The sequence below is a fragment of the Nocardioides palaemonis genome (assembly GCF_018275325.1).
Classification (GTDB): Bacteria; Actinomycetota; Actinomycetes; order Propionibacteriales; family Nocardioidaceae; genus Nocardioides; species Nocardioides palaemonis.
This window is the reverse complement of the sequence record NZ_JAGVQR010000004.1, coordinates 875,851-888,493: the sequence shown is the minus strand read 5'-3', so window position 1 is coordinate 888,493 and position 12,643 is coordinate 875,851. Positions and strand designations below refer to the sequence as shown.

13 protein-coding genes and 1 pseudogene are annotated in these 12,643 nt (G+C 73.3%); 4 read left to right on the top strand and 10 right to left on the bottom strand.

Going from position 1 to position 12,643, the window contains the following annotated elements; all coding sequences use genetic code 11:
* Positions 1-26: 26 nt before the first annotated feature.
* Positions 27-188, bottom strand: a pseudogene (locus KDN32_RS23605) (acyl-CoA dehydrogenase family protein); the annotation flags it as partial.
* Between the two features lie 254 nt (positions 189-442).
* Between KDN32_RS23605 and KDN32_RS23445 the strand changes: the two are divergent.
* A complete protein-coding gene (locus KDN32_RS23445; RefSeq protein WP_211734174.1) occupies positions 443-2,215 on the top strand; it encodes a sensor histidine kinase in 1,773 nt (590 codons plus the stop codon).
* Between the two features lie 46 nt (positions 2,216-2,261).
* Complete coding sequence (locus KDN32_RS23440; RefSeq protein WP_211734173.1) at positions 2,262-4,070, top strand: sensor histidine kinase; 1,809 nt, start codon at positions 2,262-2,264, stop codon at positions 4,068-4,070.
* Positions 4,071-4,082: 12 nt separating this feature from the next.
* On the opposite strand, the gene KDN32_RS20005 is transcribed toward KDN32_RS23440, so the two are convergent.
* The 5 genes from KDN32_RS20005 to KDN32_RS19985 all read right to left on the bottom strand — a co-directional run bounded on the left by KDN32_RS20005 (position 4,083) and on the right by KDN32_RS19985 (position 8,252).
* On the bottom strand, positions 4,083-4,811 hold the full coding sequence (locus KDN32_RS20005) for a hypothetical protein (RefSeq protein ID WP_211734171.1): 729 nt from the start codon (positions 4,809-4,811) through the stop codon (positions 4,083-4,085).
* Positions 4,812-4,884: 73 nt separating this feature from the next.
* A complete protein-coding gene (locus KDN32_RS20000) occupies positions 4,885-5,571 on the bottom strand; it encodes an NAD-dependent deacylase (protein WP_211734169.1) in 687 nt (228 codons plus the stop codon).
* Complete coding sequence (locus tag KDN32_RS23435; RefSeq protein WP_211734167.1) at positions 5,568-6,728, bottom strand: sterol desaturase family protein; 1,161 nt, start codon at positions 6,726-6,728, stop codon at positions 5,568-5,570. The genes KDN32_RS20000 and KDN32_RS23435 overlap by 4 nt, the downstream gene beginning before the upstream one ends.
* A 38-nt stretch (positions 6,729-6,766) precedes the next feature.
* On the bottom strand, positions 6,767-7,303 hold the full coding sequence (locus KDN32_RS19990) for a hypothetical protein (RefSeq protein ID WP_211734165.1): 537 nt from the start codon (positions 7,301-7,303) through the stop codon (positions 6,767-6,769).
* Positions 7,304-7,307: 4 nt separating this feature from the next.
* Complete coding sequence (locus KDN32_RS19985) at positions 7,308-8,252, bottom strand: 1,4-dihydroxy-2-naphthoyl-CoA synthase (protein WP_211734163.1); 945 nt, start codon at positions 8,250-8,252, stop codon at positions 7,308-7,310.
* 191 nt (positions 8,253-8,443) lie between these two features.
* Here KDN32_RS19985 and KDN32_RS19980 point away from each other — a divergent pair, with 191 nt between their 5' ends.
* Positions 8,444-8,884 (top strand): nitroreductase family deazaflavin-dependent oxidoreductase, encoded by a 441-nt coding sequence (locus KDN32_RS19980; RefSeq protein WP_211734161.1) that lies wholly within the window; start codon positions 8,444-8,446, stop codon positions 8,882-8,884.
* 62 nt (positions 8,885-8,946) lie between these two features.
* Positions 8,947-9,606, top strand: a complete 660-nt coding sequence (locus KDN32_RS19975) for a response regulator (protein WP_211734159.1) — start codon at positions 8,947-8,949, stop codon at positions 9,604-9,606.
* 35 nt (positions 9,607-9,641) lie between these two features.
* Here the strand turns inward: KDN32_RS19975 and csrA are convergent, their stop codons facing one another.
* The 4 genes from csrA to flgK are packed head-to-tail and all read right to left on the bottom strand — an operon-like array spanning position 9,642 to position 12,643.
* Positions 9,642-9,884 (bottom strand): carbon storage regulator CsrA, encoded by a 243-nt coding sequence (csrA, locus tag KDN32_RS23050; RefSeq protein ID WP_211734157.1) that lies wholly within the window; start codon positions 9,882-9,884, stop codon positions 9,642-9,644.
* 34 nt (positions 9,885-9,918) lie between these two features.
* Positions 9,919-10,338 carry a flagellar assembly protein FliW gene (fliW, locus tag KDN32_RS19965; protein WP_211734155.1) on the bottom strand — a complete coding sequence of 140 codons (420 nt, stop codon included), beginning with the start codon at positions 10,336-10,338 and terminating at the stop codon, positions 9,919-9,921.
* Between the two features lie 8 nt (positions 10,339-10,346).
* The gene (gene flgL, locus KDN32_RS19960; protein ID WP_211734153.1) at positions 10,347-11,243 is read right to left on the bottom strand and encodes a flagellar hook-associated protein FlgL; all 897 of its coding nucleotides are present in this window, start codon (positions 11,241-11,243) and stop codon (positions 10,347-10,349) included.
* The gene (gene flgK / locus KDN32_RS19955; protein WP_211734152.1) at positions 11,243-12,643 is read right to left on the bottom strand and encodes a flagellar hook-associated protein FlgK; all 1,401 of its coding nucleotides are present in this window, start codon (positions 12,641-12,643) and stop codon (positions 11,243-11,245) included. Before flgK ends, flgL begins: the two co-directional genes overlap by 1 nt.

Below are 12,643 nucleotides of genomic sequence, written 5' to 3'. Positions count from 1 at the left end.
TTCTGCTCGTCGTCGGTGAGGTGCACGAGGTAGGGGACGGTGATGTCGGCGTGGATGCCGACGCAGCTCGGGAGGGTCATGTTGACCTTGGCGAGCTCCTCGGTGAGGACCGCGTTGAAGCGGTAGTCGCCGGCCTCGGAGCCGCCGAAGGCCTCCGGGATCTCGAGTCCGAGGAAGCCCTGCTTGCCGGCCGCGACCCAGAAGTCGCGGTCGAGGCCGTGGTTCGCGGCGTACGTCTCGAGGTGGGGGTGACCTCGCGGTCCAGGAACTGCTTGACCGAGGCGCGGAAGGCCTCGTGGTCCTCGTCGTAGATGTCACGCTTCATGCCGCTATGTTACCCGCCAGTCACCTAGGTGGGCCATCTCTGCCCAAACCCGCCACACCGGGCCGTGGTGCGACGTAACCTCGCAGGTGCTGGCGCGTGGTAGGGGGCGGAGCAGGCGTGACGGAACACTCGAGGACGTGGGTCAGACCACGAGAGCTCGCATGGGGCAACGAGGCCCAGCGGGCCGTCCTGCACGCCATCGCCGAGGACATCGCCAAGCGCACCGACCACAAGGTGGCGGCGCTGGAGGTGCTGCGCGCCGACGGCTACCTCGAGTTCGTCGCCATCGCCGGCGACGAGGACGCCCGGTCCAAGCTGCTCGGGCAGGCCTCGCCGCTGGCGCTCGAGCACATCGTCACCCTCGGCCAGGAGATGCACGGCTGGCGCCACATCCCCGGCGAGCGGATCGACGACACGCTGCGCGCGTGGCTCGACCAGTACGGCCACAAGCCCGACGTCCCGGCCTCCGACCTGCCCGACGGGTGGGACCCCGACGACCAGATGGTCCGGATGCTCGAGGACGCCGACGGCGAGCTGCGCGGCCTGCTCTACCTCGACGAGCCGCTGTCCGGGCTGCGTCCGACGCCGGAGGTCGCGGCCGCGATCAACGCCGACGCGGGGGTGCTGTTCGAGGCGATCATCAGCATCGTCGAGCGCGAGCTCTACGGCGAGCAGGTCCGGATGGTCAACCAGGCGCGGGCGGCGATGCAGGCCAGCCCGCCCGGCGCCGCCCTCGCCGACTTCCTCGAGGCGATGACGGCCGCCATGGCCGAGCGGATGAACGTCGACACCGCCGACGTGGTGCTCAAGGGTGACGCCCTCCCGGGGCTCACGCCCGACCTCGCGCGCCTCGAGGAGGCGATGACCGAGGTCTGGCGCCGGCGCGGCCACCTCGTCGTCGAGCGTGAGCAGACCTGGGGGGCGCGGGAGACGCCGGTCCCCACGTCGAGCGGGCTGGTGGAGGAGATGGACCAGCGCGGGCTCGCGTCGTGGCTGCTCGTGCCGATCGGGCTCGGCGACGACTTCCTGGGCACGCTCGGGCTCGGACGCACGGCCGCCGGGCCGCGCTGGACCGACTCGGAGGTCAACGCCGCGTCCGTCGTGGCGGCCGACCTCGCCGGCGTGGTCCTCGACGCCCGCATCGTCGAGCGCGAGCGCGAGCTCAACGCCGAGCTCCGCCAGCTGAGCGACTACCGCCGCGACATGGTGATCACGCTGGCCCACGAGCTGCGCAACCCGGTCATGGTGCTCTGGAGCAACCTGGAGATCATCCAGGAGGACGGTGCGCCCGACCACCTCGACGGGCCGCTCGCCGCGCTCGACCGCGCCACCCGCCGGATCGAGGACATGGTCGAGGACATGATGGCGCTCGGCCGGGTCGCCGAGGGCCACCAGGTCGAGCGCGAGCCGGTCGACCTGTCCGCCGTCGTGCGCGACGTCGGGGAGTTCCTGGCGCCGATGGGCTCGCCCGACGGTGTCGCCCTCGACCTCGACGTCGGCGACGGCCTGGTCGTCGACGGGGAGGCCGCCGGCCTGCAGCGGCTGGTCACCAACCTGCTGTCCAACGCCGTCAAGTACACCCCGGCGCAGGGCCGGGTCGCCGTCGTCCTCCGGCCCGAGCAGCGCGACGGCGCGGACGGCGTGGTCCTGGTGGTCGCCGACACCGGCATCGGGATCGCCGAGGACGAGGTGGCACGGGTGTTCTCCCCGTTCTTCCGCTCGAGCAGCCCGTCGGCGCGCCAGCGCCCCGGCACGGGCCTCGGACTGGCGGTCGTCGAGGAGGTCGTGCGGCTGCACGGCGGCACCGTCGAGCTGGCGTCGGTGCTGGGGGAGGGCAGCACGTTCACCGTCTGGCTCCCGGTCCATCCCGCGGGTCCGCGCGAACCTTGACCCGCCATCCCCTTCCTGTGCGTGGCTGCCACGCCTACGATCGCCGGTGGCGACGGAGGGACGGGGCGCCATGGACCAGGTGCGTGAAGGTGAGCGACGCACGCGAGACCTCAGCTGGGGTGACGGGCGTGCGCGCGCGCTGATGCATGCCCTCGCACGGGACGCCGCCGCGCGTGCCGGCTTCGAGGTCTGCGCCATCGAGGTGGTCCGCCCGCAGGGCCTGCTGGAGTTCGTCGCCATCCACGGCGACACCGTCCACGCCGAGGAGCGGCTCGGCACGGCGTCCGGGCTGGCCGAGATGGAGCTCGCGCTCGCCGACGGCGACACGGTCGGCCACTTCGTCTGGATCCCGGAGGAGCGCTTCTCCGACGAGGCGCTCGAGCGGCTCGACGGCCTGGTGGTCGTGCCCGACCTGCCGGACACCGACGACCCCGACGCGTGGCGGGCGATGGACATGCTCGTCGCGCGGGTCACCGACGAGCGCGGCGACCTGCGAGGCCTGCTCTACCTCGACGTGCCCCACGACCTGCGGCGTCCCGACAAGCAGCGCCTGTTCGAGATCTCCGACACGCTGTCGATGACCCTGCGCTCGATCGTCACCGCGATCGAGCGCGAGGAGTACGCCGACCACATGCGCGTCATCCGCGCCACGCGCCGCCTCGCCCGCTCCAACCCGGCCCGCCACGACGTCAACCACCTGGTGCGCGAGGCCCGCAGCACCCTGCTCGGCGCGCTGTCGGTCGACGAGCTGGAGATCCATCTCTTCATCGACGAGACGCAGAGCCCCGACAGCCTCGGCCTCGACATGGCGCCCGACGTGCGCCGCGCACTCGACCGCGCGGCCGCGCGCGCCTGGGCCGCCCAGCGCGTGATCATCATCGAGCCCGACCAGGTGTGGGGCGACACGGAGCTCGCCGCGGCCCACGCCGACTGGTTCACCGACGCGCTGCGCGAGGCCGGGCTGCAGGCGGTGGTGGTGGCGCCGGTCGGCGTCGACGACGAGGTGCTCGGGATGCTGATCGCCGCCCGCCGCACCGGCGCGCGGCGCTGGACCGACGGCGAGGGGGTGGCGGCGCTCGAGCTCGGCCACGACCTGGGGCGCGCGATCGCCAACGCCCACGCGACCCAGCGCGAGCGGCGGCTGCTCACCGAGCTCCGCGAGCTCGAGGAGACCCGCCGCAAGTTCCTGCGGGTCGTCACCCACGAGATCAACAACCCGATGACCGTGATCGCCGCCAACGCCGAGTTCCTGGCCGGCAGCGAGCTCGCCGACGAGCGCGACCGGCGTCGGGCGCGGGCCATCATGCGCGGCTCCGAGCGGCTGGCCGGCCTGCTGGAGGGGCTGGCCCTGCTGTCGCGGGTCAGCGACCCCGAGCACCCGCCGGCCCGGATGCGCGTCGACCTGCGACAGGTGGTCCAGGACGCGGCGCTGTCGATGGCCGCGGTGGCCGAGCAGGCCGGCATCACGCTCCACCCGGCCCCGGCGGGCGACGCGGCGGTCGTGCTCGGCGACCCCCGCGAGGTCGCCGGGGCGGTCGCCAACCTCGTCGACAACGCGGTCAAGTACTCCGACGAGGGCGACGAGGTCTGGCTGTCGCTCGAGGTGGGCGACGAGCACGTCGTGTTCACCTGTCGCGACGAGGGGATCGGCATGTCCGAGGAGGACCGGGCGATCATCTTCACCCCGATGTTCCGCTCGACCAACGACGCCGCGCTGCGCCGCCCCGGCACGGGCCTCGGGCTCGGCATCGTGCGCGAGATCATGCAGCGCCACGACGGGACCGTCGAGGTGGAGTCGGAGCTCGGGCGCGGCACCGCCGTGCGTCTCTGCTTCCCCCGTCAGTCGGCGGGCTGAGCCGACCGGAGGTCAGGGTCGCAGCACCTCGTCGGCCGACGGCCGCTCGACGTCGACCGGCAGGTCGAAGTCGGAGAGCGACAGGGCACCGCCGTCGCGACCGGTGCGCTCGATGCGGACGACGTGGTGCGGGGCCTCGCTGAGGACCCAGACGGTCTGACGGGGATCGGGGGAGAAGTGCACCGCGCGCACGCCGCCGCCGAGGTCCTCGTCCTCCACCAGCGTGACCGAGGAGAGGTCCTCCGCCGTCAGCGGCTGCGACTCGCCGTCCGCGCCGCCCGCGCCCGGCCGGGTGAAGGTGTCGGTCCACGTCCGCAGGTCGCACAGCTCCAGCAGCGGCGGGGCGTCCGCACGGATCCACGAGGTCGCGAGGTGCGAGAGCGCACCCGGTGGGAGCGAGGCGCCGCCGCCCGCCCGGACGATGAACGCCTCGTCGCCCGTGACCCAGGCCCGGCGGCCGATCCGGCGCAGGGCCAGCCGGCCTTCACCCGTGCGCATCGTCGCGGTGCAGCTCCCGCTGTCGTCCATCGCGACGTCCACGAGCACCTCGCTGCCCCTGACCCGCACCTGGCCCGTGACGCGCATGCTGGTCACGTCGGACATCGCCTCGACCGCCGCGGCGACGACCTGCTCCGGCTCCTGCCGCGCGAAGTCGGAGGTGGTCAGCCGGTCGTACGTCGAGCACCCCGCGGTGGTCGCCACGAGGGCGGCGAGCGTCACCGCCGTGCGTACGTGCATCATCCCTGGGCCCCTCGGTCGCGCGGCGTGCTGCGCCATTCGACCACGCAGCGGACGACCGCGTGACCGGTTTCGCTCAGCCGAGCAGCTCCTCGACCCACGCCGGCACCAGCACGCTCGCCGGCCCGTGGCGCGACTCCGCGAACTCGGTCGCACCCGCGCTGGGCTCGAGGTTGAGCTCGAGCGTGGTGCCGCGGGCCCAGAGCACGAAGGCGGCGGCCGGGTAGACCACCCCGGACGTCCCGATCGAGACGAACAGCTCGCACGTGTCGAGGGCGTCCTCGACGAGGTCCATGCCGTAGGGGATCTCACCGAACCACACGATGTCCGGACGCAGCTCCGGCTCGGCGCAGGCCGGGCACGGCGGGCGGTCGCCGAGCGCGTCCGTCCAGGGGTGGCGTACGTCGCACGCCGTGCACCACGCCGAGTGCAGGCTGCCGTGCAGGTGGTGCACGCGGCGCGAGCCGGCCCGCTCGTGCAGGTCGTCGACGTTCTGGGTGACCACGAGCAGGTCGTCGCCGAGCTCGCGCTCGAGGCGCGCGAGGGCGTGGTGGGCGGCGTTGGGCTCGACGTGGGCGAGCGCGGCGCGGCGCTCGTCGTAGAAGCGCTGGACCAGCGCCGGGTCGTCCTCGTAGGCCTCGGGGGTCGCGACCTGCATCGGGTCGTGGCCCTCCCACAGGCCGCCGGAGTCGCGGAAGGTCGACAGCCCGCTCTCCGCGGAGATCCCGGCCCCGGTCAGGACGACGACCCGCGGCCCGCTCACGCGACGCCCGCCGCGGCGCGTCGTGCGTAGGCCCAGCCCGGTCGGCGCAGGAGGAACGACCACCGGTCGTGCCAGGTCCCGGCCGCGGCGACGTCGACGGCGATGTCGGCCCACTCGTGGGAGGCGATGCGCGCCGGGCTGTAGGAGTCGATGTTCTTCGTCAGGCCGTAGACGACGGGCGCGTCCTCCTCCTCGAAGGTGCCGAAGAGACGGTCCCAGAGGATGAGGATGCTGCCGTGGTTGCGGTCGAGGTACTCGCTGTTGGAGCCGTGGTGGACCCGGTGGTGCGACGGGGTGTTGAACACCTTCTCGACCCAGCCCAGTCGCTGGATCGCCTCGGTGTGGATCCAGAACTGGTAGATCAGGTTGATGCCGCGCGCCTGCTCGATCAGCGCGGGCCGGACCCCGAGGAGGGCGAGCAGGCCGTAGGGCACGGTGAGGGTGACGCCCTCGGCGACCGGCTGGCGCAGCGCGGTGGAGAGGTTGTAGCGCTCGCTGGAGTGGTGCACCACGTGGACCGCCCACAGCCAGCGGCTCTCGTGGCTGAGCCGGTGGTTCCAGTAGTAGATGAAGTCCCATCCCAGGATCGCCGCCGCGGCCGCCCACGGTCCGGTGCCGAGGTCGAGCGGGGACCGCTCGTGGAGCCGCTTGCCCGAGGTCATCGCGGCCCACGTCGTCGACGCGACGAGCGCGGTGGACGCGACGGCGCTGACCGCGAGGGCGCCGTGCGCGCGCCGCAGCGCCGGAGGGGTGCGGTCGCCGGGCCGGGAGGCGGGACCCTGGCGGATCTCCGCGAGCTCGTCCTGCACGGCGCGGACGTCGGCCGGCACCGTCTGCGGGTCGGGCAGCGAGCCGTCCCGCAGGCGACGGCGGACCACGTCCCCCACGGTCGTGAGCGCGGCCGCCGCCGCGCCCAGGGCCAGGAGGGTCCGGCCGTGGCGACCGACGCCGGGAGTCAGCGGGTCGAGCAGCTTCTTCGCGACGTAGGGCGCGGCCAGGCTGCCGATGCCCATGGTCAGGCTCGCGACCGTGTCGGCCAGCTGGTAGTCGCCCGCCCGCGTCCCGGGCTCGACCGGGTGCGAGCGCTGCCAGGCGTACTCCGCGCCCATCGCGCCGATGAACGCGGGGATGGCGGCGACGGTCAGGTCGATCTTCACGCGGCCATGGTGCCCGATCGGGCGGAGGCCTGCTACGGCTACAGCCGTCCGAGCAGGGCCAGGACCCCCACGGCCGCGCCGCCGACGACGAGTCCCACGACGGCGACCAGGGCGAAGACGAGTCCGATGATCTCCGCGGTGCCGCGCCGCAGCCGCAGGCCGAGCTGGTCGGCGACCCCGGTGACCAGGTCGCGGCCCTCCTCGGAGCTGAACCGGAAGTCGACCACCGGCCCGAACCTGCCCCGCTCGTCGAACGCCCAGACCTTCTGCACGCCGAGCTCCTTGAAGCGCCCGATCTGCCGCGAGGCCCCGGCCGCGACCCGCGGCACACCGGCGACCCACTCGACCTCGCGGGAGTCGTCGGTCACCGTGTAGGTGCCGTCACCCCGCACCGCGACGTGGTGGGTGTACTGCTTGCGCAGTCCTGCGGCGTTGAACAGCCCGAACCACTGCGCGTCGACGAGGTCGAGCGAGACGTCGAAGCCCCGCTCGGTCGGGGCGACGACGTACGGCGTGCCGGCGGCCGCGGCCTCGACCCCGCGGCGGAGCTCCTCGGCGGCGACGGGTGGGGTCATCGGCTCAGTAGTACCAGGGGAAGGGCGACCAGTCGGGGTCGCGCTTCTCGAGGAACTGGTCGCGGCCCTCTTGTGCCTCGTCGGTCATGTAGGCCAGGCGGGTCGCCTCGCCGGCGAAGAGCTGCTGGCCGACGAGGCCGTCGTCGAGGAGGTTGAAGGAGTACTTCAGCATCCGCTGGGCCGTCGGGGACTTGCCGTTGATCTTCCGGCCCCAGTCGAGCGCGACCTTCTCGAGCTGGGCGTGCTCGACGACGCGGTTGACCGCGCCCATCCGGTGCATCTCCTCGGCGTCGTACTCGTCGGCGAGGAAGAAGATCTCGCGGGCGAACTTCTGGCCGACCTGCCGGGCGAGGTAGGCCGAGCCGTAGCCGCCGTCGAAGGAACCGACGTCGGCGTCGGTCTGCTTGAAGCGGGCGTGCTCGCGGCTGGCGAGGGTGAGGTCCGCGACGACGTGCAGGCTGTGGCCGCCGCCGGCCGCCCAGCCGGGGACGACGCAGATGACGACCTTCGGCATGAACCGGATCAGCCGCTGGCACTCCAGGATGTGCAGCCGTGCGAGCCGGGCGCGGTCGATCGGGCTCGGCTCCTCCGCGCCGGTGTCGCCTGCCCCGGCGCTGACGTCCTCGTACTGGTAGCCCGCGCGGCCGCGGATGCGCTGGTCACCGCCGGTGCAGAAGGCCCACTTGCCGTTCTTCGCGCTCGGGCCGTTGCCGGTGAGGATCACGCAGCCGACGTCGGCGGAGGTGCGCGCGTGCTCGAGGGTGAGCAGCAGCTCGTCGACGGTGTGCGGGCGGAACGCGTTGAGCACGTCGGGCCGGTCGAAGGCGATCCGGACGGTCCCGTGCGCGCGGGCGCGGTGGTAGGTCAGGTCGGTCAGGCCCTCGAAGCCCGGGACGACGTCCCAGTCCTCGGGGTCGAAGATCTCGCTGACACCGTCGATCGCACTCATGCGGGGAGGCTATCGGGGGTGCGCTGCCCCCGGGGGCGGAGGTGCTCCAGTGGCGAGCCGTCGTCGCCCGGGGGTAGTCCAGTGGCCAGACGTCGTCGCGGGGCCGCGGTGCCAGCAGTTCGGCACTGGACTACCGCGGGGTGGGGGAGGGGCGCTGGAAGATCTCCGGCAGCCGTGGTGTTGTGGCGGGCATGTCACTGACCGGCACCTATGTCCCCAGCACGTCGGAGTGGGTCCGCGACCAGGTCGAGGCGTACGAGGCCTCCGACGGTCGCGAGGCGGGCACCCTGCCCGGCACCGACTACCCGATCGTCGTCGTCACCTCCGTCGGCGCGAGGTCGGGCCACCTGCGCAAGAACCCGGTGATGCGGGTGGAGCGCGACGGCGCCTACCTCGCCGTGGCGTCGAAGGGGGGCGCGCCGGAGAACCCGGAGTGGTACCACAACTTCCTCGCCCACCCCGAGGTCGAGCTCCAGGACGGCGCGGAGAAGCACGTCTACACCACGCGGGTCCTCGAGGGCGAGGAGCGCGCGGACTGGTGGGCGCACGCGGTCGCCACGTGGCCGACCTACGCCGACTACCAGACCCGGACCGACCGCGAGATCCCGCTCTTCCTGCTCGAACGCGCCTGACCCGCCCCGACGGGGCTCGTCTGGGCCTAGGCTGGGGTCCTCGGGACTCAGGGGAGGTCCAGATGAGCAGCACACCCGCGATCCGCGTCTACCTGTTGGACGACCACGCCGTGGTGCGGCGGGGTCTGCGCACCGTCCTCGAGCTCGAGGACGACATCGAGGTGGTCGGCGAGGCCGGCACCGTCGCCGAGGGGGTCCCCCAGATCCTCGAGCTCGCCCCCGACGTCGCCGTCCTCGACGGCCGGCTGCCCGACGGCCACGGCATCGAGGTGTGCCGCCAGGTCCGGTCGGCCGACCCGGACATCAAGGCGCTGATCCTCACCAGCTACGACGACGACGAGGCGCTCTTCAACGCCATCCTCGCCGGCGCGGGCGGCTACGTCCTCAAGCAGGTCGACGAGAGCGCTCTGGTGAGCGGCATCCGGGCCGTCCACCAGGGGCAGTCGCTGATCGACCCGGCGGTCGCCGTCCGGGTCATCGAGCGGATGCGGTCGCGGGAGACCGACGCCCCGGCCGGGCTGTCGGCCCTGACCGACCTCGAGTCGGAGATCCTCGACCTGATCACCGAGGGCCTCACCAACCGCCAGATCGGTGAGCGGCTCTACCTCGCCGAGAAGACGGTCAAGAACCACGTCACCGGCCTGCTCGCCAAGCTCGGCGTGCAGCGGCGCACGCAGGCGGCCGTCATCGCGTCCCAGCGCGGACGCGGTCGCCAGGCCTGAACGGGGCCCGGCCGACCGGTCTCGACGAGGGGCGCTCAGGCGTCCTTGGAACGGTCGCGGATCGCGGTCAGCAGCGAGTCGACGGCGTTGTCGCTGGGCGACGCCGCGTCCTGGTTGGACTGGGCGAGCTGGGCCAGCAGCTCCTGGCGGTGCACCGCCACCGAGCGTGGGGCGTCGATGCCGATGCGGACCACGTCGCCGCGCACCTCGAGCACGGACACGGTGACGTTGTCGCCGATGACGACGCTCTCTCCCGCACGACGGCTCACGACCAGCATGCGGCCACGCTACCGGAGCCGGGCGAGGTCGCGGTCACGCGATCAGCGGCGTGGCGACCGACAGGCCCGGGTCGTCCAGCACGACCTGCAGCGCGCGGTGGGTCGAGGTGTCGAGGACCACGGGAGCGGCGAGGTTGGCCGTGGTGCTCGCCAGGGACTCCCCCGCGGTCAGCACGCACAGCACGACCAGGTCGTCGACCGACGACGACCCGAGGTCGACCAGGACCGACTCGTCCACCTCGGGGGCGTAGTCGGGGAAGAACGGGTTCGGCGGCACGACGAGGAAGCGCAGCCCCGGCTCGTCGAGCGAGGTCAGGCTGCAGAGCACACCGTCGTCGTCGACCTGCACGAGCGCGAAGCGGGCCAGGCCGGGGAAGCCGGGCATCGGCTGCACGAGCTCGATCACCGGGATCTCGGGGACGTCGCCGGGCAACGTCGTCGTCGTGGTGTCCATCGTGGCGATCATCGCAGAAAGTCCACCAGGCTCGGCTGCAGCACGCGGGCGGTGGCGGCGAGCGACGCCTGGTAGGCGACCTCCTGCATCTTGAGGTCCACCATCGTCTTCGGGAGGTCGGCGTTCTCGATCTCGGCCAGCGCGTTGGTCAGCGACGTCTCGAGGTCGCCGGCGCGGGTCACCGCGAGGTCGACGCGGTTGGTGCGGGCGCCGACCTCGGCGCGCGCCACGACGAGCCGGTCGCTGTCGGAGGTGAGCGCCGTGACCCCGGTCTGCACCCCGGTCGTGTCGCCCGAGCGCAGCGCGGTCGAGAGCGCGGCCAGGTGGTCGAAGACGTTGTCGCCGTCGGCGCCGTACGCGGTCGGCCCGGCCACCGAGACGTCGACGACGACGCCGTCGGCGACCGACCGGTTCACCGGGTTCGTGTCCCCGGTGAAGGTGACCACCCCGGCGGACTCGGTGAACGCGGCGGAGCCCGCGGTCGTGCCGCCGAACACCGGCCGGCCGACGTAGGTCGTGTTGGCGTTGGCCACCAGCGCGGACCGGAGCTGGTCGACCTCGGCGGCGAGCGCGTCGCGGGACTGCTGGCTCATGGCGCCGTTGACCGCCTGCTGGCCGAGCTCGCGGGCGCGCCGCACCATGTCGTTGGCCGACCCGAGCGTCGAGTCGAGCGAGGCGAGCCAGCCCTGGCCGTCCTCGGCGTTGCGGGCGTACTGCTGCTGCTCGCCGAGCGAGGCACGCAGCCGCATCGCCGTCGCGGCGTCGCCCGGGTTGTCCGAGGCGCGGTTGAGCACCCGGCCGGTGGACAGGTGCTCCTGGATGTCGGCGAGGCGGGACAGGCTGCCCTGCAGGCGGGTGAGCGACCGGTCGGTCAGCATCGACTGGGTCACGCGGTTGATGGGCATCAGCGCACCAGCCCGGTCCGGTTGATGAGGGTGTCGAGGACCGAGTCGAGGGTGGTCATCACCCTCGCCGCGGCCTCGTAGGCCCGCTGCGACTGCATCATGGTGACCATCTCCTCGTCGATGTTGACGCCCGACAGCTGCTCGCGCGCGCCGTCGACCTGGTCGGTGAGGTTCTGCTGGGTGGCGGCGAGGCGGCGCACGGAGGCGACGTCGTTGCCGAGGCCGGTGACGAACTGCTGGTAGCCCGAGGTCGGGCCGGCGAGCGCGGCGGCGATCGCGGTGCCGTTGCTGCCGTCGCGGTTGGGTCCGCCGCCGATGGCGGAGGCGGCGACCGACGCCGGGTCGGTCACCAGCAGCACGAGCGGACCGTTCGGGTCGGACGGGTCCACGGCGAAGAAGGGCTGGCCGGCGGCGCCGGCCTGGTCGAAGCCGGCCTGGTGCGCGGCGTTGACGGAGTCGGCGACCTGCTGCGCCACCGCCTGCAGCCCGGCGCGCAGGCCGGGGAGCGTGGTGCCGAGCAGGTCGACGCTGCCGCCGACCTCTCCGCGCAGGCCCGACACGGCGGTCGCGGTGCCGCCGGGCGGGGTGACGGCGAGGGCGAGCGGCTGTCCGTCGGAGGTGCCGTCGGGGTTGATGCCGGAGGACACGGCGAGCGTGCCGGCCTTGCCGCCGGTGACCAGCGCGACGCCGCCGACGGTGACGTCGAGGCCGCCCTGGCCGTTCTCGACCGCGGTGCCGCCGGTGAGCTCGGCGAGGCGCAGCGCCATCTGGTCGCGGGCGTCGAGGAGGCTCGAGGTGTCGTTGCCGGCCAGGCGGGCGGCGGTGATCGCCTCGTTGGCGGCGGCGAGGTCGTGGGCGAGGGTGTTGGTCTCGCCGACATCGGCGAGCAGGGACGCCCGCTGGTCGCCCTCCTCGGCCTCGATGTTGCGGCGCTGGCCGGCCACCGCGTCCACGAGCGTGCGCGACGTGGCGACGACCTGGGCTCGGGTCGCGGCCGAGTCGGGGTTGTTGGCGAGGTCCTGCCACGCGCGGCGGACGCCGGCGAGTGCGCTGGACACGCCCTCGCCCGCGGGCTCGCCGAGGGACGACTCGACCCGGGCCAGCGCGGCCGCGCGAGTGTCGAGGAAGGACTGGGTGCCGTGCTCGCGACGCGCGCGCGAGTCGAGCAGCGGGTCGACGAGGCGGTCGACCGACCCGACGCGTACGCCGTCGCCGTGGCCGTCGAACCGGCTCCACATGGCGGGCTGGGCGGGGGCACCGACGGCCTGGCCGACGACGCGGCGACGGGCGTAGCCGTCGGTCGAGACGTTGGCGATGTTGCCGCTCGCGACCTCCATCACCGCCTGGTGGTAGCGCAGGGCGCTCGCCGTGGCGTTGATGGAGCCGAAGGTGCCCGCCAC

Bases quoted from the DNA above. Each gene is read 5' to 3' on its own strand.
- KDN32_RS19980 (WP_211734161.1), top strand. From the start codon at position 8,444: ATGTCACTGACCGGCACCTATGTCCCCAGCACGTCGGAGTGGGTCCGC.
- fliW (WP_211734155.1), bottom strand. From the start codon at position 10,338: ATGGACACCACGACGACGACGTTGCCCGGCGACGTCCCCGAGATCCCG.
- KDN32_RS20005 (WP_211734171.1), bottom strand. From the start codon at position 4,811: ATGATGCACGTACGCACGGCGGTGACGCTCGCCGCCCTCGTGGCGACC.
- KDN32_RS19975 (WP_211734159.1), top strand. From the start codon at position 8,947: ATGAGCAGCACACCCGCGATCCGCGTCTACCTGTTGGACGACCACGCC.
- KDN32_RS19990 (WP_211734165.1), bottom strand. From the start codon at position 7,303: ATGACCCCACCCGTCGCCGCCGAGGAGCTCCGCCGCGGGGTCGAGGCC.
- flgL (WP_211734153.1), bottom strand. From the start codon at position 11,243: ATGCCCATCAACCGCGTGACCCAGTCGATGCTGACCGACCGGTCGCTC.
- csrA (WP_211734157.1), bottom strand. From the start codon at position 9,884: ATGCTGGTCGTGAGCCGTCGTGCGGGAGAGAGCGTCGTCATCGGCGAC.
- KDN32_RS19985 (WP_211734163.1), bottom strand. From the start codon at position 8,252: ATGAGTGCGATCGACGGTGTCAGCGAGATCTTCGACCCCGAGGACTGG.